25 protein-coding genes are annotated in these 22,422 nt (G+C 67.7%); 14 read left to right on the top strand and 11 right to left on the bottom strand.

Translation table 11 applies throughout. From position 1 onward, the window contains the following. Positions 1-134: 134 nt before the first annotated feature. Together EQG76_RS02645 and EQG76_RS02640 are read right to left on the bottom strand one after the other, a co-directional pair. Positions 135-1,127 (bottom strand): serine hydrolase, encoded by a 993-nt coding sequence (locus tag EQG76_RS02645; RefSeq protein ID WP_159710361.1) that lies wholly within the window; start codon positions 1,125-1,127, stop codon positions 135-137. A gap of 318 nt (positions 1,128-1,445) precedes the next feature. Continuing rightward, positions 1,446-2,459, bottom strand: coding sequence for a serine hydrolase (locus EQG76_RS02640; RefSeq protein WP_159710359.1), 1,014 nt, complete (start codon positions 2,457-2,459; stop codon positions 1,446-1,448). Between the two features lie 184 nt (positions 2,460-2,643). Between EQG76_RS02640 and EQG76_RS02635 the strand changes: the two genes are divergently transcribed. Beyond that, complete coding sequence (locus EQG76_RS02635) at positions 2,644-3,759, top strand: serine hydrolase domain-containing protein (protein WP_159710357.1); 1,116 nt, start codon at positions 2,644-2,646, stop codon at positions 3,757-3,759. 43 nt (positions 3,760-3,802) lie between these two features. Here EQG76_RS02635 and EQG76_RS02630 read toward each other — a convergent pair whose 3' ends face one another. After that, on the bottom strand, positions 3,803-4,327 hold the full coding sequence (locus tag EQG76_RS02630; protein WP_159710355.1) for a YciE/YciF ferroxidase family protein: 525 nt from the start codon (positions 4,325-4,327) through the stop codon (positions 3,803-3,805). Between the two features lie 57 nt (positions 4,328-4,384). Then, complete coding sequence (locus EQG76_RS02625; protein WP_235031174.1) at positions 4,385-4,906, bottom strand: ferritin-like domain-containing protein; 522 nt, start codon at positions 4,904-4,906, stop codon at positions 4,385-4,387. A 249-nt stretch (positions 4,907-5,155) separates the two neighbouring features. Here EQG76_RS02625 and EQG76_RS02620 point away from each other — a divergent pair, with 249 nt between their 5' ends. The 3 genes from EQG76_RS02620 (at position 5,156) to EQG76_RS32950 (ending at position 7,225) form a co-directional block, all read left to right on the top strand. Continuing rightward, complete coding sequence (locus EQG76_RS02620) at positions 5,156-6,037, top strand: manganese catalase family protein (RefSeq protein WP_159710353.1); 882 nt, start codon at positions 5,156-5,158, stop codon at positions 6,035-6,037. A 120-nt stretch (positions 6,038-6,157) separates the two neighbouring features. Further along, positions 6,158-6,637, top strand: coding sequence for a cupin domain-containing protein (locus EQG76_RS02615; RefSeq protein ID WP_159710351.1), 480 nt, complete (start codon positions 6,158-6,160; stop codon positions 6,635-6,637). A 51-nt stretch (positions 6,638-6,688) separates the two neighbouring features. Continuing rightward, positions 6,689-7,225 (top strand): gamma carbonic anhydrase family protein, encoded by a 537-nt coding sequence (locus EQG76_RS32950; protein ID WP_265338962.1) that lies wholly within the window; start codon positions 6,689-6,691, stop codon positions 7,223-7,225. Positions 7,226-7,256: 31 nt separating this feature from the next. Here EQG76_RS32950 and EQG76_RS02605 read toward each other — a convergent pair whose 3' ends face one another. Beyond that, positions 7,257-7,823 carry an SIS domain-containing protein gene (locus tag EQG76_RS02605; RefSeq protein WP_235031173.1) on the bottom strand — a complete coding sequence of 189 codons (567 nt, stop codon included), beginning with the start codon at positions 7,821-7,823 and terminating at the stop codon, positions 7,257-7,259. A 113-nt stretch (positions 7,824-7,936) separates the two neighbouring features. Then, positions 7,937-8,200, bottom strand: a complete 264-nt coding sequence (locus EQG76_RS02600) for a hypothetical protein (RefSeq protein ID WP_159710349.1) — start codon at positions 8,198-8,200, stop codon at positions 7,937-7,939. A 464-nt stretch (positions 8,201-8,664) separates the two neighbouring features. Between EQG76_RS02600 and EQG76_RS02595 the strand changes: the two genes are divergently transcribed. Continuing rightward, positions 8,665-9,234, top strand: coding sequence for a hypothetical protein (locus EQG76_RS02595; protein WP_159710347.1), 570 nt, complete (start codon positions 8,665-8,667; stop codon positions 9,232-9,234). Positions 9,235-9,545: 311 nt separating this feature from the next. After that, a complete protein-coding gene (locus EQG76_RS02590; RefSeq protein WP_159710345.1) occupies positions 9,546-10,199 on the top strand; it encodes a helix-turn-helix transcriptional regulator in 654 nt (217 codons plus the stop codon). Positions 10,200-10,209: 10 nt separating this feature from the next. Here EQG76_RS02590 and EQG76_RS02585 read toward each other — a convergent pair whose 3' ends face one another. The 3 genes from EQG76_RS02585 to EQG76_RS02575 form a co-directional block, all read right to left on the bottom strand. Then, on the bottom strand, positions 10,210-11,040 hold the full coding sequence (locus EQG76_RS02585) for a carbohydrate ABC transporter permease (protein ID WP_159710343.1): 831 nt from the start codon (positions 11,038-11,040) through the stop codon (positions 10,210-10,212). Next, the gene (locus tag EQG76_RS02580; protein ID WP_200840504.1) at positions 11,037-11,948 is read right to left on the bottom strand and encodes a carbohydrate ABC transporter permease; all 912 of its coding nucleotides are present in this window, start codon (positions 11,946-11,948) and stop codon (positions 11,037-11,039) included. The genes EQG76_RS02585 and EQG76_RS02580 overlap by 4 nt, the downstream gene beginning before the upstream one ends. Positions 11,949-12,015: 67 nt before the next feature. Then, positions 12,016-13,221 (bottom strand): ABC transporter substrate-binding protein, encoded by a 1,206-nt coding sequence (locus tag EQG76_RS02575; protein ID WP_159710363.1) that lies wholly within the window; start codon positions 13,219-13,221, stop codon positions 12,016-12,018. Positions 13,222-13,354: 133 nt separating this feature from the next. Here EQG76_RS02575 and EQG76_RS02570 point away from each other — a divergent pair, with 133 nt between their 5' ends. Both EQG76_RS02570 and EQG76_RS02565 read left to right on the top strand, forming a co-directional pair. Continuing rightward, positions 13,355-14,587, top strand: coding sequence for a hypothetical protein (locus EQG76_RS02570; RefSeq protein ID WP_159710341.1), 1,233 nt, complete (start codon positions 13,355-13,357; stop codon positions 14,585-14,587). Continuing rightward, positions 14,584-15,372, top strand: a complete 789-nt coding sequence (locus EQG76_RS02565; protein WP_159710339.1) for an SDR family NAD(P)-dependent oxidoreductase — start codon at positions 14,584-14,586, stop codon at positions 15,370-15,372. The genes EQG76_RS02570 and EQG76_RS02565 overlap by 4 nt, the downstream gene beginning before the upstream one ends. Before the next feature lie 212 nt (positions 15,373-15,584). Here EQG76_RS02565 and EQG76_RS02560 read toward each other — a convergent pair whose 3' ends face one another. Next, positions 15,585-15,788 (bottom strand): hypothetical protein, encoded by a 204-nt coding sequence (locus tag EQG76_RS02560; RefSeq protein ID WP_159710337.1) that lies wholly within the window; start codon positions 15,786-15,788, stop codon positions 15,585-15,587. Positions 15,789-16,395: 607 nt separating this feature from the next. Between EQG76_RS02560 and EQG76_RS02555 the strand changes: the two genes are divergently transcribed. Further along, the gene (locus tag EQG76_RS02555) at positions 16,396-16,938 is read left to right on the top strand and encodes a heme-binding protein (protein WP_200840502.1); all 543 of its coding nucleotides are present in this window, start codon (positions 16,396-16,398) and stop codon (positions 16,936-16,938) included. Between the two features lie 27 nt (positions 16,939-16,965). On the opposite strand, the gene mutM is transcribed toward EQG76_RS02555, so the two are convergent. Beyond that, positions 16,966-17,793 carry a bifunctional DNA-formamidopyrimidine glycosylase/DNA-(apurinic or apyrimidinic site) lyase gene (mutM, locus tag EQG76_RS02550; protein ID WP_159710333.1) on the bottom strand — a complete coding sequence of 276 codons (828 nt, stop codon included), beginning with the start codon at positions 17,791-17,793 and terminating at the stop codon, positions 16,966-16,968. Positions 17,794-17,889: 96 nt separating this feature from the next. Here mutM and ubiE point away from each other — a divergent pair, with 96 nt between their 5' ends. The 5 genes from ubiE to EQG76_RS02525 all read left to right on the top strand — a co-directional run. Continuing rightward, a complete protein-coding gene (ubiE, locus tag EQG76_RS02545) occupies positions 17,890-18,648 on the top strand; it encodes a bifunctional demethylmenaquinone methyltransferase/2-methoxy-6-polyprenyl-1,4-benzoquinol methylase UbiE (protein ID WP_159710331.1) in 759 nt (252 codons plus the stop codon). Positions 18,649-18,650: 2 nt separating this feature from the next. After that, positions 18,651-20,144, top strand: a complete 1,494-nt coding sequence (gene ubiB, locus EQG76_RS02540) for a 2-polyprenylphenol 6-hydroxylase (RefSeq protein WP_159710329.1) — start codon at positions 18,651-18,653, stop codon at positions 20,142-20,144. A gap of 86 nt (positions 20,145-20,230) precedes the next feature. Beyond that, the gene (gene coaBC / locus EQG76_RS02535; protein WP_159710327.1) at positions 20,231-21,484 is read left to right on the top strand and encodes a bifunctional phosphopantothenoylcysteine decarboxylase/phosphopantothenate--cysteine ligase CoaBC; all 1,254 of its coding nucleotides are present in this window, start codon (positions 20,231-20,233) and stop codon (positions 21,482-21,484) included. After that, positions 21,477-21,956, top strand: coding sequence for a dUTP diphosphatase (gene dut / locus EQG76_RS02530; protein ID WP_159710325.1), 480 nt, complete (start codon positions 21,477-21,479; stop codon positions 21,954-21,956). Before coaBC ends, dut begins: the two co-directional genes overlap by 8 nt. 34 nt (positions 21,957-21,990) lie before the next feature. Beyond that, positions 21,991-22,422, top strand: a 432-nt coding sequence (locus EQG76_RS02525; RefSeq protein ID WP_159710323.1) for an RrF2 family transcriptional regulator, incomplete at its 3' end; no start/stop codon positions are given.

Here is a 22,422-nt window from a genome sequence, read left to right as displayed (position 1 = left end):
GTCGGGCCCGCTTGTCCTTCCACCACGATCGTCGACGCCTCCTAGACCGGAGGCGTCGCTAGCGCTTCGGGGCGCCCGGCGAAAGGGTCGTCTGGTTGCCGGCCGGTTCGCCTGGCGCAGCTTTGGCCCCGGCGTCAGCCGAACAGGCGGGTGATCTGCGCCAGGATCGCCGTCACGCTGGCGACATAAGCGCTGAAGGCGGCCGGCACGCCCTCTTCCGGCCCGCTCCAGTTGTAGGTGAAGCAGAAGGTGACGGGCAAAGGCGCGACGCCTGCCCGGCCGAGCACCATCTGGCCGGGCAGGCAGAAGGCGTGGAAGCCCTCCCAGTCGACGCTGCCGCCCTTGCCGTAGGCGGCCACGCCGGCAGGAACGGTCGGCGCCAGGGCAGAGGCCATCGCCTGGATCCGGCGGAACTCGGTCAGGGTGTCGGGCCTGGCGAAATAGTCGCCCCGCAGGGCGCGCTGGTAGTAGGTCACCAGGTCGTTGGTCGTCCCCATCATCGACTGGACCGGGTTGATCGCCGGGCGGGGCTCGCCGAAGAGCCGGTCGGCCATGATCTGTTCCATGCCCTTCCAGCCCTTGTCGACGCCGTCCGGGGCACCGGCCAGGTAGGAGAACATGACCCGGGTCGAACCCGGGACCAGCACGGAGTCATAGCGGTGCTCGCGCAGGAAGGCGCGCACCGTCTCGACGCCCACGGCCTTGAGCGCGATGTCGGTCGCGGTGTTGTCGCTGTGCGTGATCATGGCCTCCAGCACGCTGCGGGCGGGGAACCGGCCATGCATGTGCTCCAGCACCGGGCTGCTCAGGCTGCGGACCCGGTCGTCGACCGTGAAGTACTCCCCCAGCGTGCGGTTGCCGCGCTCGACCTCCTGCAGGTAGCGGGTCAGGATGAAGGTCTTGACCGCACTGCCGATGAACATCGGCCGGACCGCCTTGTAGGACTGGCGGAAGATCCGGCCGTTCTCGCCGACATCGATCCGAAAGCTCTTGCTGCCCTCCAGGGCGACGAAGCGGGCAATGGCCGCGCGCAGATTCGGGCGGGCTTCCGCTGCGGCCGGCAATGCCACCAGCAGGCCAGCCGCGGGCAGACCGCCCAGGAGGGCACGGCGGTGGAAAATGGACATGCGGCGGCTCCCGGGATGGCCGAAGGTGCTGACGACTCGCCATAGCGGGACGGAACCGCAAGAAGAACAGTGGCGACAACGGACAACCACGGAATTCCATGGATTTCCATAGGTCGGCCACTGGAAGCCGCAGCCGGCCGAGTTCCACCCGTGTCACGACCGGGGAAAGTGGCTCTGGCGTGGGGAACTGATGGGAGCGCCTAGCCGCTGGACAGCCGGCGGCTTTTGCGACTCAGCATGGGATCAGTGCTGCTGATGTGGGGCTGATAAACGGTCGGTCGGGCGCCTGTGCGGGCTCGATCCGTTCCGGCATGGCGATCATCCGAACCTGCGCTCGACCTCGGCGAGCACCCTGGAAATTGCGGCGGTGAAGTCGGCGGTGACAGTCGGGATGGTCGAATCCGGGCCCTCCCAGTTGACCACGAAGCAGAAGGTCACGGGCGTCTTGGGCTGGCCGCGCCGCTGTGGCGGCAGGATCATCTGGCCGGGGATGCAGAGCGCATGAAACGCTCCCCAGTCGATGCTGCCGCCCTTGGCATAGGCGGCCAGATCCGGTGGGACGACCAGGGCGATCGCATCCGCCATCGCTTGGATTCGCTTGAACTCGGTGAGAGTCTGCGGCCTGCGGAAGAACCGGCCCTTGAGGGCCCGGGTATAGTAGGCGACGAAGTCGTTCGGCGTGCTCAGCATCGATTCGACCGGGTTGATCGCAGGGCGCGGCTCGCCGAATAGCCGCCCGGCCATGATCTCCTCCATGCCTGCCCAACCCTTGTCGACACCCGCCGGCGCGCCGGCCAGGTAGGAGAACAGCCGGCGGGTGGAGTCGGGGACCACCGTGTTGCGCAAGCCGATCGCACGGATCAGCGCGCGGACTCGGTCCGGCTCCACCTGCGCCATCGCGATGTCGGTGGCGGTGTTGTCGCTGTGGGCGATCATCGCCTCCAGCACCATGCGGGCCGGCATCTCGCCGCTCATCCCGATAAGCACCGGGCTGCTCAGCGAGCGCACCCGGTCGTCGACGGGGAGCAGGGCATTCTCGTCGAGGCGGCCGTCCTCCACATCCTGGAGGAATTTCGTCAGGATGAAGGTCTTCACCGCACTGCCGACGAAGCGGACCGTGCCGCCCTTGTAGGACGTGCGGAAGATCCTGCCGTGGTCGCCGACGTCGATCTGATAGCCCGTGCCGCCGGGCAACTGGAGGAACTGCAACAGCGCGGCCTTCAGCGCCGGATGGTCGGCAAGGCCGGCGGCCTCGGCATGGCTGGCCGGGAAGCCGGTTCCAGCGAGTGCCAGTGCAGGCGCAGCCGAGATCAAAGTCCTTCGTGCGAACATGAAGTCCTCTCCTGATCCTGTTAGACTTGCTTCGGTACGCTGTACTGGAGTGTGATGTTTAGTTACGTGCGCACAATCAGCGCGCTTGCTTTATTGGCCCATACATGATGGTTCAGTTGCAGGAAAACGCAAGCGGGTGTGCCGCACGGGCCAGTAGAACTTGCCGGAGGGGAAGGCTGAATCAATGAGCCGTAGAGCCATGATGCTCCTGGCGATGGGCTTGCTGCTGTGCTGGCCAGGGCTGGCCGCAGCCAGGGAGCGCTTCTCCCGCGAGAACCTGAAGCAGGTCGACCGGATCATCGCCGAGGAGATGCGGGCGAAGAACCTGCCGAGCGTGGTGCTGGGCGTCTGGGTCCCGGGCGAGGGCCGCTACGTCACCAGCGTCGGCACGGCCGACCTCGATAGCGGCCGCCGGCGAGAGCCGACCGAGCTGTTCCGGATCGCCAGCATCACCAAGACGGTGATCGCCACCGCGATCCTGCAGCTCGCCGACGAGGGCAGGCTCAGCAAGTGGGACCGGATCTCGAAGTGGTTCCCCGACTTTCCCGGCGCCGAGCGGATCCGGGTCTATGACCTCTTGCGGATGCGCAGCGGCCTGGCGGATTCCGCGGACGATGCGTTCCTGCAGGAGTACTACCGCAACCGGCTCACCACGCTCACGCCACGCGACATGTTCGCCCGCGCGGCTGCGCGGGCGGACGAGTTCCAGCCCCCCAACCAGGCCACGGTCTACAACAACCTGAACTACATCATGCTCGAGCAGATCCTGGAGAAGGTCACCGGCCGGCGCATCGACCGGCTGCTGGCCGACCGGATCTTCCGCCCATTGGGCATGCGCAACTCCTTCTATCCGCAGGTGCCCTACCTGTATGGCCGGCTGCGCGGCTACAGCCTGGACGGGGCCAGCGGCCGGCTTATGGACGTGACGCTGCTCAACCCGGCACCGGCCGGGGGTGCGGGTGCGATCGTTTCCAACCTGACCGACCTGCACATCTGGGCAAGGGAGCTGTGCGCCGGCCGCCTGCTAAAGCCCGCCACCCAGGCCGCCCGCCTGCGCAGCCGCGCCTTCACCGGCGGCTCGCCGCTCTCCCGCTATGGCGAGGGCGTAACCAGGCTCGGGCCGTTCTGCGGCCATAACGGCACGATTTTCGGCTTCAGCTCGGAAATGTGGTACCTGCCGCCGCTCCAGGCGGTGCTGGTGATCAGCGTGAACCGGCTGGACGCGGACGACGAGAGCCAGTCGGGCGAGCTGTTCTTCAAGCTGACCAGGGCACTGTTTCCCGACTACGTGCCATGGTGAGCCCAAAGCCGGGGAGCGATCCTGCGCTCCCCGGCCGGCATGACTACTTGCGGCCGGAGGACTTGCCGCCCTCGCTCTTGGCCTGCTGGTTGGCAGCCTGCTCGGCGACCTTGGTCAGGAGCTCGTCGGCCTTCTTCTCTTCCTGGAGGGTCTGGTCGAGCAGGTCGGCGGCCTCCTTGAGGCCGAGCTGGCCGGCCCAGGTCTTGAGCGTGCCATAGCGGGCGATCTCGTAATGCTCGAGCGCCTGGGCAGAGCCGATCAGGACGGCGTCGCCCGCCGGGGTGCCGCCGAAGTCCTCCAGGTCCTCGTCCATCTCCGCGGTGAGGCCCTGGGAGGCCTCGCAGGTCTTGCCGCGCGGTGCCTTGCCCAGGATCTCGAAGATCTGGGTCAGCCGCTCCACCTGGTTGGTGCTTTCCTCGCGGTGCTGTTCCAGCACCTGCTTCAGCTCCGGCGACTGCGCGTTGCGCGCCGCCTTGCCGAGTGCCCGCACCGACTGCTTTTCAGCGAAGAACACATCCTTCAGCGTCTCATAGAACGCATCTTCGAGGGTCTTTTCCTTGGTCGCCATCGCTAGGTCGTTCCTTAGTTGCGGTTGCAGGTTCCCGGCGGTCGCAGGGGCGGAATGTCAGTGGCTCGCCTGGGCGCCGGAACTCGCCAGCGTCAGGTAGCGCTCGGTCACCGCATCCAGGTGCTGCTCCACCCAGGCGGCCATCGCCTTCTCTTCCTGGAGCGATGCCTCCAGCAGGGGCACGGCGCTGTCGAAGCCGCCGCGCTTGGCCATGTTGATCAGCGAGCGGTAGCTCGCGACCTCGAAATTCTCGAACGCGAAGTTCGCGAACGAGTTCTTCAGGATCTCGTCGCCGGCCACGGAATGGGTGAGGGCGGCCATGTTGCCCATGAGCGAGGCACCCAAGTCCTTGATCGCCGAGTGGCTCTCGTCGAGCGAAGTCAGGATCTGTTCCAGCCGGCTGATCTGGCCGTTGGTCTCCTCGACATGGCTGCGCAGGCGCGCGGCCATGTCCGGATAGTTCTCCAGGCGCTCGATCTGCCGGTTCATGATCGAGAGCGCCTGATTTTCCAGGGCATGCGCGTCGCGCAGGCCGGTAACGAAGATCGAGCGGATGCTTTCCGCTGACTCCATGGCCATGGGGTTCTCCAAGGCAGCCTGTCTGCCCGCTGTTGGCTGAATAGGCAGGCCCGCCCACGGGTTCCTGATGTCTCTGGCGAATCCATCGATTCCGGCCGAGCGGGCCGGACAGCAGACGCGAGCCGGGCCGGACGAAGCCGAGCAAGCGGACAATCTTTTTGGAACCCGGCGGGAGCCCTGGTCTTTCGACGACGCGTCACGGCTGTCGGGCCGGGTGGCCCGAAGCCACCGAAGATGAGAGGACCCACTATGTTCTATACCGACGGCAAGCTCCAGTACCCCGTACGCGTGGAACGGCCGAACCCCGTCTTTGCCCGAGCCCTCCAGCAGGCGATCGGCGGCGTCGAGGGCGAGATCCGCGTCTGCCTGCAGTATCTGTTCCAGGGCTGGGGCTCGCGTGGCCCGGCCAAGTATCGGGACATGCTGCTGAACACCGGCACCGAGGAGATCGGGCATATCGAGATGCTGTCGACCGCGGTCGCCCTCAACCTGGAAGGCGCGCCGCTCTCCGTGCAGGAGGACGTGTCGAAGGACGCGATCGGCGGCTCGGTCCTGAACGGCATGAGCATGCAGCACATCCTGTCGTCCGGCCTGGCCGCGATGCCGGTGAACTCGGACGGCATACCGTTCGACTGCTCGCACATCTATGCGTCGGGCAACATCGCGGCCGACATGACGGCGAACGTCACTGCCGAATCAACCGGTCGCACCCTGGCCGTGCGACTGTACAACATGACCGACGATCCCGGCATGAAGGACATGCTGGCCTTCCTGATCGCGCGCGACACCATGCATCAGCAGCAGTGGATGGCGGTGATCGAGGAGCTGGGCGGGACCGCCCAGCAGTTCCCGATTCCGAACAGCTTCCCGCAGGAGCAGGAGCACCGGGAGTATTCCTATGTCTATCTCGGCCACATGACCGACGGCTCGATCCCGCAGGGCCGCTGGACGTCCGGCCCCAGCCTGGACGGCAAGGGCGAGTTCTCGGCGGCGGTCTCCGAGCCGCTGGGTGGCGAGCCCAGCCTAGCGCCGGCACGGCCCGATTCCGGTGCACAGGCGGACCAGACCTCGAAGTCGGGGATGACCGGCGTGCTGGGCGGCGTCGAGGGTGCCATCGAGCGCAAGCTCTAAAGCCGCTACCGGCCGGTTGCCGCTGGCCTGTGATCTCCATCACAGGCCGCGGCGTCGCCTTCGGCTAGGGAATCCGGCAAACTGGCCGTGCCGGCTGCGCGGATCCTCCCGGAGAATCAGATGAGCCCCTTGCCGCCGTTCGTCCGCAACGGACTGGACGCTCCGCAGATCGACCTGTCGCCGCTCGGCATCGAGCTGCGCGTCCTGATCCCGGCCGATGCGGCCGGCCAGGGCATCTGCCTGATGGAGGAGGTCACCAGGCCAGGCAGCGGCCCGCCGCTCCACGTCCATGCCGACCAGGAGGAGTGCTTCTACTTCCTGGAGGGCAGCTACCTCCTGCGGGTGGGTGATGCGGAATGGCGGGTGGGTGCGGGCGACGTGGCGGTGGTCCCGCGCGGGGTCCCGCATGCGTTCGCCAATCTGGGCGTCACGCCCGGCCGGCTCCTGTTTACCCTGACCCCGGCGAGATCCGGCGAGCAGTGCTTTCTCGATCTGGCCGAGCTGCTCGAGGCCGGCCGGCCGACGCCTGAGGAAATCAATCGCCGGCTCGCCGGCCACGGCTTCACCCTGGTGGGCGAGCCGCTCCTGCCTTCCAGCTGAGCGTTCCCATCCGCGCCGGTTCGCACTATGCCGCGGGGAACGATTGCGCGGATGGAGGCCTTCGACATGCTCTACGCCCTGGGCGCCGACGCCCCGCAGGTGCACCCGGAGGCCTGGGTGGCGCCCAGTGCCGTGCTGATCGGCAAGGTCGTGGTCGAGAAGGGGGCCTCGGTCTGGTTCGGTGCGGTGCTGCGCGGCGACAACGAGCCGATCACGGTGGGCGAAGGCTCGAACGTGCAGGAGAACTGCGTCCTGCATACCGACCCGGGCTACCCGCTCACGATCGGCCGCGACGTGACGGTCGGCCATCTCGCCATGCTGCATGGCTGCACGATCGGCAATGGCGCCCTGATCGGCATGAGCGCGGTCGTGCTGAACGGCGCGGTGATCGGGGCCGGCACGCTGGTGGGCGCCAAGGCGCTGGTCGGCGAGCACAAGGAGATGCCGGAGGGCAGCCTGATCCTGGGAGCGCCCGGCAAGCCGGTGCGCACCCTGACCGAGGCCGACCGCGCGCGGATGCGCGAGGGGGCGAAATTCTATGTTGAGCGCAGCGCCAAGTTCCGCCAGGAACTGCGGCCGCTCGGCTAGCGCCCGATCCGGCCGGCGGCCGGCAGAAGGATCATTCCAGGTTGGTGTGCCGGGCCCGCATGGATTCGGCACTCTCGCCGAGCCGCTCGCGCAGCCTCAGGATAGCGAACTCGAAGAACAGCATCTGGGCGGTCTCGAACAGGGAGCCCATCGGCAGTACCGACTGGCGGCTGCCCTGGTCGTTGGCCATGGTCTGGGCCGGCAGGTGGACGACCACGTCGGCCAGCCGTGCAGCGGCACCTTCCGGCTGAGCGGTGATCAGCGCCACCCTGGCACCGGCATCGCGGGCGATCTGCATGAGCGTCTCGGTGGTCCGCAGCGTGCCGGGCCCGATCGAGACGAACAGGAGATCGCCCAGGCCCAAGGGCGGCACGGTCATGTCCCCCACTACATGGACGTTGCGGCCCATATGGAAGAGGCGCATGGCGAAGCCGCGCATCTGCAGGCCCTCGCGGCCAAGGCCATGCAGCGCCACGGTCCGTGCCGCCACGATGGCATCGAGCAACCCGTCGGCTGCGTCCTCGGGCAGCCGGCTGAACATCTCGCCCAGCTCGCGCAAGGCGTCCTGGGCAAGCTGGTGCATGGACGGTCCGTTCAAGCGTCGATCCTCCCTTTGCCTTTGGGGCGCGGGAGGGTTAGCGTCCCGAGACCCGCATGACCAGGGCCCGACCCTGAAGGCGGGTCCTGGTCGCTGCGGTCGGCCAGCCGGAGCTAGCTACGCGACTTCTCCTTGACTGGTGCATCATCCCCATCGGCCGGGGTGGACATCAGCCATTCCTTGAAGGTGATCGGCGTACGTTGCGGTACGACGCTGTCGATGGCAGCACGCAGACCTTTGGAAGTCTTGTCATCGTTGATCAGCGCCTTGGCTACCCGGCGGATCAAGGTGACGTCAGGTTCGCGCACGCAAACCTCGACCCGCTTCATGCCGCGTTCGGCCAAGCGTCGACGATGTTCTTGGAGTGCCTGACTCATCTGCGCATCTCCCACTCATGAAATCAACACGAGAGCTTTCGGACCGCTGAGGCACCCAGGGATGTGCACGTCCTGGTGGAGTAACGGGTAACCCGAAACACAAGAGAAGTGAACAATATCGTCTGAGACCTGTCCAGGCGTTTCCTGACCGGGTGGACAAGTCGCGCAGTGCGCGAACTCGCCGGGGCTGCGTCGCTGCCGAAACCGAGCAAACCGCCGTCCGGTCGGATCTTTCCGGCATCCAATCGAGGGAATTCAGTCGCATTTCCGGCCAGGGCAATCGTTTGCGCAGGTGCTCGGAGGCCTCCGGATGACAAGCAATTCATCCGCCATACGTCAGCCGATCATCTAGGTGAGATGTTCCGCCGCACCCTTGCTCCCATGCGGTTAAAGCTGTCCGAGTGTCTGGGCCCGGGCCTATGCCTCGCCTGGCCCGTTTCTTCCTCACAAGCCCAGGCAGCCTCATGACCCGCGCACACTCCCCTTCCGCCCCGCCCCACCCGGCCGCCGGCTCCGGACGCCGGCAGCAGCGGCGCTGGCTGCTGGCGGCAGCCGGCCTGTTTCTCGCCAGCATCGCTGCCATGCTGCACTGGGGCCTGAACGTGCTGTGGGGCGTGGTGCCGAACCAGAGCGTCGCCATCTCTGCGGTGGACCAGACATTCGCCCGCCAGTTCAAGGCACATCTGGTAGCCGGCCCGCAGGTGGACCTGGCCAGCGAGACCAGCTTTCCCTGGCAGATCGTATGCGTGATCGAGCCGTTCGAGCTCGACGCTGCCAGCCTGCGCGAGGCGCTGCATGCGGGTGGCCTGCCCGAGGAGAAGGTGGAACTGCCGGGCGGGCCGGTGGCAATCCCACAGCCCAACTGGCTGTTCACGTTCATCGACGGCCACCGGGTGGTGCGGACCATCGCGTTCCATCACCGGGAGATCGAGCCGCGCCACGGCCCGTACTGCGTGCCGCGCGAGCGGGCGCGCTTTGCCGGCTTCGGCCGTACCGGCGGGGCGTTCACCATCGACCTGGCGCCCTGGTCCTGACCCTGTCGCCAGGAGGGCAGGGTGGCTGGCCGGCTTGGCTAGGAATTCCATCGGGCAATGGTCGATGCGCGTCACTGGTGATGCCATCGGGCGGGAACCCCGGATGTCGCCCTCGGGTTGAGCAAGCTATTCCTTGCCATATTGTATCCCTCCGGAAACCGGACCAGGCCAACCACGATCGCATCCACCTTGCATGCGTACCGGGACGGCGTTGTTCAACCGCCCCATCCTGCATGAACCCGGCCGTCCGAACCGGGCGCCGTCTTAACCCATCTTGGTGTCCATACAGCCGGCTGCGCTAGCTTGGGCCCATGACGCCCCTGCCTCCCGACCACCCCGCCGACCGTACCGCCGATCGCCTGCTGCATGCCCTGAAGTCGGGCGGGCCGCAGGCCGCAGCCGGCCTGGCCGACCGGCTGTCGATCACCCCGTCCGCCGTCCGCCAGCATCTGGACCGGCTCCTGGCCCTGGGCCGGGTGGGGTTCGAGGACCGGCGCGAAGGGGTCGGCCGGCCCAGGCGCTACTGGCACCTGACGGCCGAGGGGCAGGCGGGCTTTCCCGACGGTCATGCGGAGCTGGCATTGGAACTGCTGGCAGCCGTGCCCGCCCTGTTCGGCAGGGACGGCCTTGAGGCGCTGATCGTGGCGCGCGCGGCGGCCAGTGCCGCCCGCTACCGGGCAGCGCTGGAGGGGCTGGCCGAGCCGGGGCCGCGCCTGGCCGCCCTGGCCCGGCTGCGCGCGGCCGAAGGGTTCATGGCGGAACTGGTGGACGAGGATGACGGCGACGCCCTGCTGGTCCAGAACCACTGCCCGATCATGGCGGCCGCCGGTGCCTGTCAGGCCCTGTGCCAGGCCGAGTTGGCCATGTTTGGCGAGTTGCTGGGCCCAGGGACCGAGATCCAGCGGGCCGAGCATATCGCGGCGGGCGACCGGCGCTGCAGCTACCGGATACGCCCGGCCGCTTGAACCCAGAAGCCTACTTCACGCTGCCCAGCGACAGGCCGCGCACCAGGGCCCGCTGCAGCAGTGCGAACACCACCGCCACCGGCACAGTGGCGGCGAAGGTCGCGGCCATCACATGGTGCCAGTTGATCTTATAGGCGCCGCCTACCAGGGTGAAGATCTGCAGGGTGAGCGGGTATTTCTCGTTCGAGCGCAGGATGGTCAGCGCCAGGACGAACTCGTTCCAGCAATTGATGAAGGTGAAGATCCCGGTGACCGCGAGAGCCGGCAGGGCCAGCGGCAGGAACACCCGGACCAGCGACTGCATCCGCGTGGCGCCGTCGATCCAGGCCGCTTCCTCGATCTCCTTGGGGATCGTCCGGAAGTAGCTGGACATCATCCAGGTCGCGAAGGCGAGGTTGAAGGCGGCATAGGCCAGCACCAGCGCCCACTGGTTGTCGACCAGACCCATCGCCGCCATCAGCCGGAAGATGCCGATCACCAGCACGATTGGCGAGAGCATCTGGGCCACCAGCAGGAACTGCCGGTACAGGCCCTGGCCGTGCCAGCGCAGCCGGGCCAGGGCGTAGGCGGCTGGGATGGCGACCAGCAGCGAGAGCAGGGTGCCCGCAGTCGCTATCAGGAGCGAGTTGATGAGCGCCGTGCCGAAGCCGGTGGCGCTCCACATCTCGACGAAGTTCTCGAACGCGAGGCGGGTCGGCAGCCAGGTCGGCGGGAAGACGAAGATCTCGTCGCCGGGCTTGAGTGCGGTGCTCAGCATCACCGCATAGGGGAACAGCGCCACCACGGCGAACGGGCCGAGCACCAGCCAGAACAGGATGGAGCGCTTCAGTTTCTGGCTCACGCGCCTTTCTCCTCGGAGCGCCGGGCCAGGACGATATAGGCGGCGGTGAACACCAGGAGAATCGCGAACATGATCAGCGACATGGCCGCGGCCGTGTCCAGGCGCCCGTAGCGGAACGCCAGCTTGTAGAGATAGGTCACCAGGATGTCGGTCGAGTTCGCGGGCTCACCCTGGGTCAGCACCCAGATGATCGGGAACGAGTTGAACACGTTGATGACGTTCAGGACGATCGCGATCTGCAGGAACGGCTTCATCAGCGGCAGGGTCATGTAGCGGAAGCGCTGCCAGCCGGTGGCGCCGTCGATGGTGGCGGCCTCGTAAACGTCGGCGGGGATCGAGGACAGTCCGCCCAGCAGCACGGTTGCGGTGAACGGGATCGAGACCAAGATGCCGATCGCGATCTCGATCGGGAACGCGGTGTCGAAGCTCGCCAGCCATTCCACCGGGCCGTCCAGTATGCCCAGCTGGAACAGGGTGGCGTTGATCATCCCGTACTGGCCGTTCAGGCTCCATCGCCAGACGATCGCGGTCATCGCCAGCGAGATCGCCCAGGGCAGCATCACGATCACCCGGGCAATGCCCCGGCCGTAGAAATCCTCGTTCAGCATCACTGCGATCGGGATCGACAGCAGGATGGCGCCGCCCACCACGGTGGCGGTCCAGAGCACCGTGCGCCACAGCGAGGCGATGAAGATCGGGTCGGCGAACAGCTTGGCGAAGTTGGTGAGGCCCGCGAAGTCGCGGACGCGGCCGAACCGGTTCACCTCGTGTAGCGAGGTGTAGACGACATCATAGATGGGATAGCCGATGATCCAGATGCTGAGTGCCAGGCTCGGCAGGATCAGCAGCAGGGCCGGTAGGGTGCGCGTGCGGTCGAGCATGGTGGTTTTGCGCTCATCCGAGCGCATCGTCTCCGGAAGTTGCTGCGGCGGGCCATGCAGGTTTCGTGCTTGACGGCCCGCCGGGCGGCTGAGCTTACTGCTGGATGAGCTCGTCGATCTTCCGGGCAGCGTCGGTCAGCGCCGCTTCCGGCTCGGCCTGACCCTGGTAGATCTGCTGCAGCGCCGCCGAGGCCGTGTCGGACGCGGCCTCCCAGTTCGGGATCAGCGGCGCGAACTTGGCGTAGGGCAGCATCCCGGTGAACGCCTTGAGCTCCTCGTCATCGGCGAACGCCGGGGCCGCTGCCTCGGCCTTCATCACCGGCAGGAAGCCTTCCTTCTCGGAGAAGGCGATGCGGTTCTTGTCGCTGAACGCGGCCTCCTCCAGGAACTGCCAGGCCACCTCCTTATGCTCGGAGTCCTTGAAGATCATGATCGTGTCGGTCACGCCGTAGGTCGCCTGGACGGTGCCCTTCGGGATGGGCGCCAGGCCGTAGTTGAGGTCGGGCGCCTCGGTCTTGATCTGGCCGCGCAGCCAGGGGCCGGACAGGATCATCGCGGCACGGCCCTGCTTGAACAGGGATTCCATGTCCTGGCGGTTGGAGCCGGTCGGGCTCGGCTGGGTCAGGCCCTGGTCGATCAGGCTCTTGTAGAGATTCGCGGCCTTGATGCCGGCCTCGCTGGCGATGCCGGACTTGCCGTCCTCCACCAGCTCGCCGCCATGGGCCCAGAGCGCGTAGTACCAGTAGATGTCGGTCTCGATCTCCTTGCCCTGCATGCCGAAGCCGTAGGCGCCCTCGCCCTTCTCCTTCACCGCAGTGGCGGCCGCGACCAGCTCGTCCCAGGTGGCGGGCGGAGCGCTGATCCCGGCCTTCTCCAGGAGATCCTTGTTGTAGTACATGGCGCGCGCCGAGGCGGCGACCGGCAGGCCGTAGGTCACGCCGTCGATCACCGAGGGCTCCAGGAAGGCCTCGATGAACTTCGCCTTGAACTCGGGCGTCATGTAGTCGTCGAGCGGCTCGGCGATGTCGTTGGCGGCATAGTCCAGCAGCCAGCGCGTGCCGATGATCGCGATGTCGGGCGGGGTGCCGCCGGCGATGTCGGTGGTCAGCCGCTGCTGGAGGTTGTCCCAGGACACGTCCTCGAGCTTGATGTCGACGTCCGGATGGGCCGCCTCGAAATCGGCTTCCATGCCCCCGAAGATGCCCATGGTCTGGTCGCTGTAATGCGCGACGATCACCCGGATCTCGGTCTTCTCCTGGGCCTGGGCCGGCCCCAGCGCCAGCAGCGCGGCGGCGGCCATGCCACCGGCCAGTGTGGCAAGACGTCGGTTCAGCAAGACGTTTTCCCCCTAGTCACTTATCGGCACGCGGCCTTGTCGCCCCGAAGCTTAAGGGCAAGGATGCGCCGGCAGCAACGATGTCGGCAGGAAGCGCATGCAGGTCGAACAGCGGCCGTACCGGTCGGTCTATGCCTACCCCTGGGATCTGGTCGATGACGGGGTAGGTACCTTCGGCGCAAGGATCGAGGCAGCAGGTGCTGGAGCGGTCAGCCTGGCCGCCGCCTACCATGCCGGCAAGTTCCTCCGGCCGCACGGCAAGAGCGGCAAGGTCTATTTCCCCGAGGACGGCACGGTCTATTTCCGCCACGACCCGAAGCACTACCAGCGCGTCCAGCCCCTGCCGAACAGCATGCTGGACGAGCACGACCCGTTCGCGATCCTGGCGGACGGCCTGCCGGAGCTGGACCGCTATGCCTGGGTGGTCTGCTTCCACAACACGCCGCTCGGCCGTCTCCACCCGGACCTGGTCGCACGCAACTGCTTCGGCGACCCCTACTGGTATTCCCTGAACCCGGCCCATCCGGAAGCGCGCGAATATGTGGTGGCGCTGTGCCGCGACCTCGCCAGCAACTACGACCTGGCCGGGCTGCGCCTGGAAACACCCGGCTGGCTGCCGTTCGACCATGGCTACCATCACGAGTTCGCCCTGATCCGCCTGGACGGCTGGATCAAGCTGCTGCTTGGGCTGGACCTCTCCGAAGCAACGGTGAGCGCCGCGGCGGTGGACGGGATCGACGTGCTCCATGTCCGCGCCCGGGTGGCGGCAGCGATCGAATCCTTCCTGGCCGGCGAAACCGCGCTCACTGACGCACAGGCGGCCGACTGGATTGCCTCCGATCTGCTGGCGGACCCCGATCTAGCCGAGTTCCTGCGCTGGCGCTGCAAGGTAGTGGCCGACGTGGTACGCGAGATCCGCGACGTGGTGCCAGCCAGGACCGAGGTCCGGGTGATTCCGTCCGTCCAGCGGCCCTCCGCCAAGGGCTGGATCGAGGGATCGGACCTGCGCCTGCTGGCAGAGGCCTGCGACGGGCTGGAGGTCTGCGCGTACGAGCGCTCTGCCACGGACGTCTTGGCCGATATCCACCAGGTCCGCCGCCAGGCAGGCCCGGATGCCAGGATCTCGGCGATCCTGCGCCCGAGCTACCCCGATCTCGCCGGCGGCGCCGACACGGTCGCGGCGGCGCGCATCCTGGCCCGACACGGGGTGGACGGGCTCGCCTACTACAATGACGGCCACATGCGCGAAAGCTACGTCCATCTGGCCCGTACCGGGTTCCAGGCGTTCGACGAGGTGGCCGAGGACATGCGTGCGGAGGGCGCGCGGTGACCCGGTACGACGGCAGAACCGCGCTGGTGACCGGCGGCGGCCGGGGTATCGGCCGCGCCATCTGCCTGCGCCTGGCGAGCGAGGGGGCAGCGGTCGCCGTGGTCGATCGCGACCTGGAGGCCGCCAACAGCGTGGCGGGTGAGATCGCGTCCGCTAGCGGCAGGGCGGTGGCGCTGCAGGCCGACGTGACGATGCCGGACCAGGTGCAGGCGATGGTCCGCGAGGCGGAGCAGGCGCTGGGGCCGCTCGATGTCCTGGTCAACAACGCGGCCGCCACGTCGGCAACGACAGTCGAGGCGACCTCGCCGGACGACTGGGATCTGGAACTGGGCGTCACGCTGCGCGCCGCCTATCTCGCGATGAAGGCGGTCCTGCCGGGCATGGTCGAGCGGGGCAAAGGCGCCATCGTGGCGATCGGCTCGGTGAATGGCCGCGTCTATGTCGGCAACCCGGCCTACAGCGCCGCCAAGGCCGGGCCGGTCATGTGGGTCAAGGCGATGGCGGTGGAGTACGGGCCCCGCGGGATCCGCACCAACCTGGTGAGCCCCGGCTCGATCCGTACCGAGAACCGCTCCTGGACCGAGCGCCTGGCCCGCGACCCCGAGATCTTCGACAAGCTGGCGCGCTGGTACCCGGTAGGCCGGGTCGGCCTCCCTGAGGACATCGCGGCGGCGGTGGCCTATCTCGCCAGCGACGAGGCTAGCTTCGTCAACGGCGCGGAACTGGTCGTGGATGGCGGGCTCACCGCCGGCATGGGGCCGTTCGTCCAGGAGATCAACGGGTAGGCGCGCGGACCCAGTAGAGCGGGATAATCCAGGGGCCATCCGGCTGAGTCAGCCCGGATCGGACGGTTCTGACTTCCCACGATTTGTCGACGCGCCGACACTGGCGACAGTGGTGACATCCAGGCCGACCGGCCTCGCTGCTCAATGCCGACGTATCCTCATGGGGCCGATCCGGACTGCACCCACCGTGCCCTGCCCGGGGAGGCAGTCATTCAGGCTGTCTTCTCGTCCGGCCGCGCCCTGTCGCAGCGCCAGCTACGGACCCGCCAGCCCTGGTGCTGTGTCTGCCAGCGGGCGACTTCGGCCTGCCCGTACAAGGTGCAGGCCATGAGCGACACCTCCTGGGCGTCGTAGCTCAGCCGGATCTCCTTGCAGCCGCCGCTGAGCAGGCAGGCGATGAGGACCAGCTCGGTCATGAGAAGACGTCCCCCGGTGCGATGGGCCACGGCCCGCTGGGGCGGGACGGCCCCATAGGAAACCGGAAGCGCCACCGAGGCAAGCCTGCGGCCCGGCGCGTTTCCACGCCGCAACAGCCGGGGGCTGGCCGCGCCCCCGGGGCGGGCAGGATGGGTTTCCGGCACCGGACAAGCTGTTCGCGCCGGTTGTAGTGCCTGCCCAAGAGCATGTCCGGAAGATCCGGGTCATCGCCATCTGCTTCCGCGTGCATGGACGATCGATATCTTCGGCCCGTTCGGCCCTGCGCCGTTCGTTGGCTCGTTCAAGCAACAGCACAGCCGGAACTGGCACAGACCTGCTCAGCGAGCATTGGTTACATTTTTATTCATTGCCGGCAAGCTGCGAAGACTAAGAGAAGGACAGCCCACCTGAAAGAAATGCGCCACCCGAAATGTCTGCAACAAGTATATTGACAGTCGATTGCCATTGACGCACAGAATAGCCCGCTCGTTATGTTTGAGATAAGATGATAGTTGGAGCATGATTATGAGTGGAGTGGTTTCTGCCTGCAAGGCGGCTGCCTTGATGTTGTCTGCCGGTCTGATGACAGTTGCCGCCGGTGCGGCCTTGGCGTCATCCGACAACAACAAGCCGAAGAACGTCAGTTGCCCGGCGACCCATGCCGGTCTGCGTGCGGCCCTGGTCAGTGCGGTCAAGGTGCACAAGACACAGAACATGTGGGCGGTTGCCGTCAACCGCGGCGGAGTCGTCTGCGCCGTCGCCTTCTCCGGTGCCAAGCTGAGCGACCAGTGGCTGCTCAGCCGCCAGATCGCGGCAGCCAAGGCGTTCACTGCCAACGGGTTGAGCAACAGCCCGGCCCAGAAGTTCACCACGGCACAGCTTTATGACGCCGTCCAGCCGGGCGGACCGCTCTATGGCCTGGCCGCCGGCAACCCGGTCGATCCGGACAAGGCCTATGACGGGCCGCAGAGCCGCTGGGGCACGGCCAGGGACCCGATGGTCGGCAAGATCGTCGGCGGCACCATCACCTTCGGCGGCGGCACACCGATCCAGAAGGGCAGCCAGATCGTGGGCGGCGTCGGCGTCTCCGGCGACACGGCGGCCAATGACCAGAAGGTGTCGGACACGGTGGCCGGCACGCTGAAGTAGCGATCACCCCGCCAGCCGGCCGCCGGCTCAGGCTCGCGCCGGCGGCTGGCAGCGCTCGCAGAAATAGGTGCCCCGGTTGCCTTGGACGGTGCGTCGGATCGGGCCGGTGCAGACCAGGCAGGGCTCGCCGGCGCGGTCATAGACCCGGAACATGCGCTGGAAGTTGCCGAGCTCGCCGTCGGCCTGAATATAGTCGCGCAGGGACGAGCCGCCGGCCTCGATCGCCTCGGTCAGGACGGTGCGCACGTTCGCCGCGAGTGCCTCCAGACGCTCCGCGTCGACGGCACCTGCCGGAGTGGCGGGATGGAGGCCGGTGCGGAACAGGGCTTCCGACGCATAGATGTTGCCCACGCCCACCACGAGCTTCTGGTCCATCAGCGCCTGCTTGACCGCCACGATCCGGTGACGGAACGCGCTGGCCAAAGCCGGGCCGGAGAACTCGTTGCCCAGCGGCTCCAGGCCCAGGCCGGCGAGAAGACGGTGGCCGGCCAGTTCCGCTTCCGTGGTCAGGTCGAGCGCGCCGAAGCGGCGCGGGTCGACGAAGCGCAGCACCGTGCCGTCGTCGAAGTCGAAGGTCAGGTGCTCGTGCGGGCCCATGGGCTGGCCGTCGAACACGAGGCGGCCGGACATGCCCAGATGGAGCAGCATCACCTGGCCGTCGTCCAGGAAGACCTGGATGTACTTGGCGCGCCGGCCGAACTCCCGGACGGTGCGGCCGCGCAGGCGGCCGGGCAGGTCGTCAGGCAGGGGCCAGCGCAGGTCGGGCCGGCGCTGGACCGTCTCGACGAAGCGCCGGCCGGTTAGGCGGATCGCCAGGGCGCGCTTGACGGTCTCGACTTCGGGCAGCTCGGGCAAGATATGTTCCGGATATGGTGGGCCGGGCTCGGTTGAGCCGGCAGGTGCCATCACCTAGAACCGCCCGGCAAGGGGCTGCTGAGGAACTGGCAGGACATGAAGGACGCCGCGGACGAGCTGGCACGGTCGTTCGGCTACGAGAAGGTCGATCCGGCCGAGAAGGCGACCAAGGTCCGCCAGGTGTTCGACCGGGTGGCGGCCCGCTACGATCTGATGAACGACCTGATGAGCGGCGGCGTCCATCGCCTGTGGAAGGACGCGCTGGTCGACTGGCTGGCGCCGCGCAAGGGCATCACCCATCTGGACGTGGCTGGCGGCACCGGCGACGTCGCGTTCCGGATCATGGACCGGGTGGGCGGCGAGGCCGGGATCACCGTCTGCGACATCAACCATGCCATGCTGGAGGTTGGCCGCGACCGGGCGATCGACCGCGGCTTGGTCCACGGCCTGTCCTGGGTCACGGGCGACGCCATGGCCCTGCCGTTCAAGGACAAGTCGGTCGACAGCTACACGATCGCGTTCGGCATCCGCAACGTGACCCGTATCGACCGGGCGCTGGGGGAGGCCTACCGGGTGCTCAAGCCCGGCGGCCGCTTTCTCTGTCTGGAGTTCTCGCGCCTGATCATCCCGCAGCTCCGGCCGATCTACGACCAGTACTCGCTGCGGATGATCCCGGTCATGGGCAAGCTCGTCGCCAACGATGCCGAGAGCTATCGCTACCTGGTCGAGAGCATCCGCCGCTTTCCCGACCAGAAGACCTTTGCCAGGCTGATCGGCCGGGCCGGGTTCGGCCTGGTCAAGCTGCGCAACCTGTCCGGGGGTATTGCCGCGGTCCATTCCGGCTGGCGTCTTTGACCTTGCTCCGGCCGATCCGCCATCTGTTCCGCGGCGCCCGCGTCGTGCGGGTGCTGATGCGCCATCAGGCGCTGTTCTTCGTCGACCTGCTGCCGCTCCCGCCCTTCGCCATGCGCCTGGCCGGGCCCTGGACCGGGCGCAAGGCCACACGCCGGCCGGGCCAGCGCCTGGCGGACGCGCTGGTCGAGCTCGGCCCCAGCTTCGTCAAGCTCGGCCAGTCGCTGGCGGTGCGCCCGGACATCATGGGTACCGATGTGGCGCGCGACCTGGCCCGCCTGCAGGACCGGCTGGAACCGTTCCCGGGCGACCAGGCGATGGCGCTGATCGAGCGCGAGCTGGGTGCACCTGTGGACTTCCTGTTCCGCGGCTTCGATCCGGTGCCGGTCGCCGCCGCCTCGATTGCCCAGGTCCATTTCGCCCTCCTGCCCGATGGGCGCGAGGTGGCGGTCAAGGTGCTGCGCCCGGGCGTGGAGGCGGCGATCGAGCGCGAGCTGGCCTTCTTTCTGTGGCTGGCCGAGACGGTCGAGTATCTGTTCCCGCATCTGCGCCGGCTGCGCCCGGTTGAGACCGTCCGGGTCCATGCCATGTGGACCAGGCGCGAGCTCGACCTGCGCCTGGAAGCGGCGGCGGCCGCCGAGTTCGCCCGCAACTGCGCCGACGACGAGGGCTTCCGTGTTCCGTTCGTCGACTGGGAGCGGACGTCGCGGCGAGTGCTGACGCTGGAGCGGGTGAGCGGCACGCCCTCCGACCAGCGTGAGCGGCTGATCGAGCAGGGTCTGGATCCCGACCGGATCCTCGACCGGGCGGCGGTGGTGTTCTTCAACCAGGTGTTCCGCGACGGCTTCTTCCATGCCGACATGCATCCCGGGAACACCTTCATCGAGCCGGACGGCACCATCGTGCCGGTCGATTTCGGCATCATGGGCCGGCTCGACCTCGATACCCGCAAGTACCTGGCCGAGATCCTGGTGGGCTTCCTCGACCGCGACTACCGGCGAGTGGCCGACGTGTTCGTGCGCGCCGGCTATGTGCCGGCTGACGAGGACCGCGATGCGTTCGCCCAGGCGGCCCGCGCCATCGGCGAGCCGATCCTGGGCAAGCCGCTCAACGACATCTCGATCGGCCGGCTGTTCGGCCAGATCCTGACGGTGGCCGAGCAGTTCAAGATGCAGCAGCAGCCGCATCTCCTGCTCTTGCAGAAGACCATGGTGGTGGCGGAGGGGGTGGGCCGGGCGCTGAACCCGTCGGTCAACATCTGGCAGACCGCGCAGCCCCTGGTCGCCGAGTGGATCGCAGTGCATCTGGGGCCGCAGGCCAAGGCGATCGAGTTGGCCCGCGAGGCCTATGACGTGCTGCAGCGGGGGCCGGTCGTGCTGCGCCGGCTGGAGCGGACGCTGATCCAGCTGGAGCATCACCACACCGTGCTGAAGGACCGGGCCCCGATCTGGCTGTTCCTGGTGCTGGCGGCATTCCTCCTGGGCTGGACGATCCGCTGAAGTGTCGGCCCGCGTGTTGATGCAAATGATGAAGCCACAGGCGATATGATATGCCTGACAGTGTGTTAGGTGGAGGACTCGGAGCGATGGATCAGGAAGGCATTCCCGCTCTACCGGGTGGGCGGGTGCTCCTGGTGATCGGCGGCGGGATCGCCGCCTACAAATGCCTGGAGCTGATCCGCCGGCTCAAGGAGCGCGGGATCCAAGTGCGCTGCGTCCTGACCGAGGCCGCGCGCGAGTTCGTCACTCCGCTCTCGGTGGCGGCCCTGTCGGTGGAGAAGGTCTACGGCGACCTGTTCTCGCTGACCGACGAGGCGGAAATGGGCCATATCCGGCTCTCGCGCGAGGCCGACCTCGTGGTGGTGGCACCGGCTACCGCCAACCTCCTGGCGAAGATGGCGCATGGGCTGGCTGATGATCTCGCCAGCACCGTGCTGCTCGCCACGGACAAGCCGGTGCTGGTGGCACCCGCCATGAACCAGATGATGTGGGGCCACCCGGCCACGCAGCGCAACCTGGCCCTGCTCCAGGCGGACGGCGTCGCCGCGATCGGGCCCAATGCCGGCGACATGGCCTGCGGCGAGACCGGCAGCGGCCGGATGGCCGAGCCCGCCGAGATCCTGGCCGCAATCCTGGGCCGGCTGGGCCGGCTGGGCCGGCCGGGCGGCGCACGGGCTGGTGGGCTGGCCGGGCTGCGGGCGCTGGTCACCAGCGGCCCCACCCGCGAGGCGATCGACCCGGTCCGCTTCATCATGAATCACAGCTCCGGCAAGCAAGGCCATGCGATTGCAGCGGAACTAGCGCGCTTGGGTGCTGCGGTGACCCTGGTGTCGGGTCCGGTCACGCTGCCCGACCCGCCGGGCGTCGCGGTGGTGCGGGTCGAGAGTGCGCGCGAGATGCTGGCGGCCTGCCAGGCGGCCCTGCCGGTCGATGTCGCGGTGTGCGCAGCGGCGGTGGCGGACTGGCGGCCGGAGGAAGCACCGGTCCAGAAGATCAAGAAGGAGGCGGGATCGCCGCCGCCCGCGATCCGGCTGGTGGAGAATCCGGACATCCTCCGGACCCTGGCGGCCGACGGGCCGGAGCGGCCGCACCTGGTGGTGGGATTTGCCGCCGAGACCGAGCAGGTGGTGGCCCATGCCGCGGCCAAACTGCGGCGCAAGAATTGTGACTGGATCCTCGCCAACGACGTGGCACCCGGCAGTGGCACGTTCGGCGGCGACCGCAACGCGGTCACGCTGCTGCGCCGGGATGCCGAGCCGCAACCCTGGCCACCCGCCAGCAAGGTAGAGGTGGCGGCCCGGCTGGCGGGGCTGATTGCGGAGGAGTTCAGCCGTGGCTGAGGTGACAGTCGAGATCCGGCGGCTGCCGCACGGGGCGGACCTGTCGTTGCCGAAGCGCGCCACCGCGGGTGCCGCCGCGGTCGATCTGCTGGCCGCCGTGGCGGCCGATGCGCCGCTCGTGCTGCATCCCATGGCTCGCGCGGTCGTGCCGACAGGGATCGCCATAGCATTGCCGGCCGATCACGAAGCGCAGATCCGGCCGCGCTCCGGGCTGGCGGCAAAGTACGGCATCACGGTGCTCAACGCACCGGGCACGATCGACGCCGATTACCGTGGGGAACTTGGCGTCATCCTGGTCAACCTTGGCGACGAGCCGTTCACCGTCGAGCGCGGCATGCGGATCGCGCAGATGGTGGTGGCACCGACTGTCGGGGTATTATGGAAAGAGAATGGAGTCCTGTCGGAAACCCCGCGCGGCGTTGGCGGTTTTGGCTCTACCGGAGTAGCCCGCGTCATCGGAGGGCGAGAATGAGCCGCTTGTCCGCCACCACCGGGAGGGTGGCCCCATGTTGAAACCGTCCAAGAAGCTGTCGCTGGCGTTGGAGGCCGTCACCGACATCGCCTTTCATGGTGGCAGCGACCCCGTCCAGAGCCAGGACATCGCCAGGCGCCTCAATCTGCCTAGGCGCTACCTCGAGCAGGTCATGCAGCAATTGGTGCGTGCCGGGCTGCTCAAGGGCGTGCGCGGCCCGCGTGGCGGCTATCGGCTGGCGCGCGAACGGCGGCGCATCAGCGTGGGCGAGATCGTCCGGGTGGTGCAGGGCGAGACCGACCTGAACGGGCCGATGCCCGGCGGCGGCGCTACCGCGGAGGAGCAGGTCGCTGGCTCGCCGCTGGGTGCGCAGGTGATCACGCCGTTCTTCGACCGCACCGAGCGGGAGCTGATGCAACGGCTGGACGGCGTGTCCATCGAGGATCTGTGCCAGGAGGCCCGCCGT

This window comes from Geminicoccus flavidas (assembly GCF_009806515.1).
GTDB classification, from domain to species: Bacteria; Pseudomonadota; Alphaproteobacteria; order Geminicoccales; family Geminicoccaceae; genus Geminicoccus; species Geminicoccus flavidus.
This window is presented reverse-complemented; position numbering and strand designations above follow the sequence as displayed.

Coding starts and splice junctions, on each gene's coding strand:
- coaBC (WP_159710327.1), top strand. CDS start 20,231: ATGGATCAGGAAGGCATTCCCGCTCTACCGGGTGGGCGGGTGCTCCTG.
- EQG76_RS02615 (WP_159710351.1), top strand. CDS start 6,158: ATGAGCCCCTTGCCGCCGTTCGTCCGCAACGGACTGGACGCTCCGCAG.
- EQG76_RS02560 (WP_159710337.1), bottom strand. CDS start 15,788: ATGACCGAGCTGGTCCTCATCGCCTGCCTGCTCAGCGGCGGCTGCAAG.
- EQG76_RS02630 (WP_159710355.1), bottom strand. CDS start 4,327: ATGGCGACCAAGGAAAAGACCCTCGAAGATGCGTTCTATGAGACGCTG.
- ubiE (WP_159710331.1), top strand. CDS start 17,890: ATGAAGGACGCCGCGGACGAGCTGGCACGGTCGTTCGGCTACGAGAAG.
- EQG76_RS02570 (WP_159710341.1), top strand. CDS start 13,355: ATGCAGGTCGAACAGCGGCCGTACCGGTCGGTCTATGCCTACCCCTGG.
- EQG76_RS02635 (WP_159710357.1), top strand. CDS start 2,644: ATGAGCCGTAGAGCCATGATGCTCCTGGCGATGGGCTTGCTGCTGTGC.
- EQG76_RS02580 (WP_200840504.1), bottom strand. CDS start 11,948: ATGCGCTCGGATGAGCGCAAAACCACCATGCTCGACCGCACGCGCACC.
- EQG76_RS02590 (WP_159710345.1), top strand. CDS start 9,546: ATGACGCCCCTGCCTCCCGACCACCCCGCCGACCGTACCGCCGATCGC.
- EQG76_RS02595 (WP_159710347.1), top strand. CDS start 8,665: ATGACCCGCGCACACTCCCCTTCCGCCCCGCCCCACCCGGCCGCCGGC.
- EQG76_RS32950 (WP_265338962.1), top strand. CDS start 6,689: ATGGAGGCCTTCGACATGCTCTACGCCCTGGGCGCCGACGCCCCGCAG.
- EQG76_RS02645 (WP_159710361.1), bottom strand. CDS start 1,127: ATGTCCATTTTCCACCGCCGTGCCCTCCTGGGCGGTCTGCCCGCGGCT.
- EQG76_RS02640 (WP_159710359.1), bottom strand. CDS start 2,459: ATGTTCGCACGAAGGACTTTGATCTCGGCTGCGCCTGCACTGGCACTC.
- EQG76_RS02625 (WP_235031174.1), bottom strand. CDS start 4,906: ATGGCCATGGAGTCAGCGGAAAGCATCCGCTCGATCTTCGTTACCGGC.
- EQG76_RS02575 (WP_159710363.1), bottom strand. CDS start 13,221: ATGGCCGCCGCCGCGCTGCTGGCGCTGGGGCCGGCCCAGGCCCAGGAG.
- EQG76_RS02620 (WP_159710353.1), top strand. CDS start 5,156: ATGTTCTATACCGACGGCAAGCTCCAGTACCCCGTACGCGTGGAACGG.
- EQG76_RS02600 (WP_159710349.1), bottom strand. CDS start 8,200: ATGAGTCAGGCACTCCAAGAACATCGTCGACGCTTGGCCGAACGCGGC.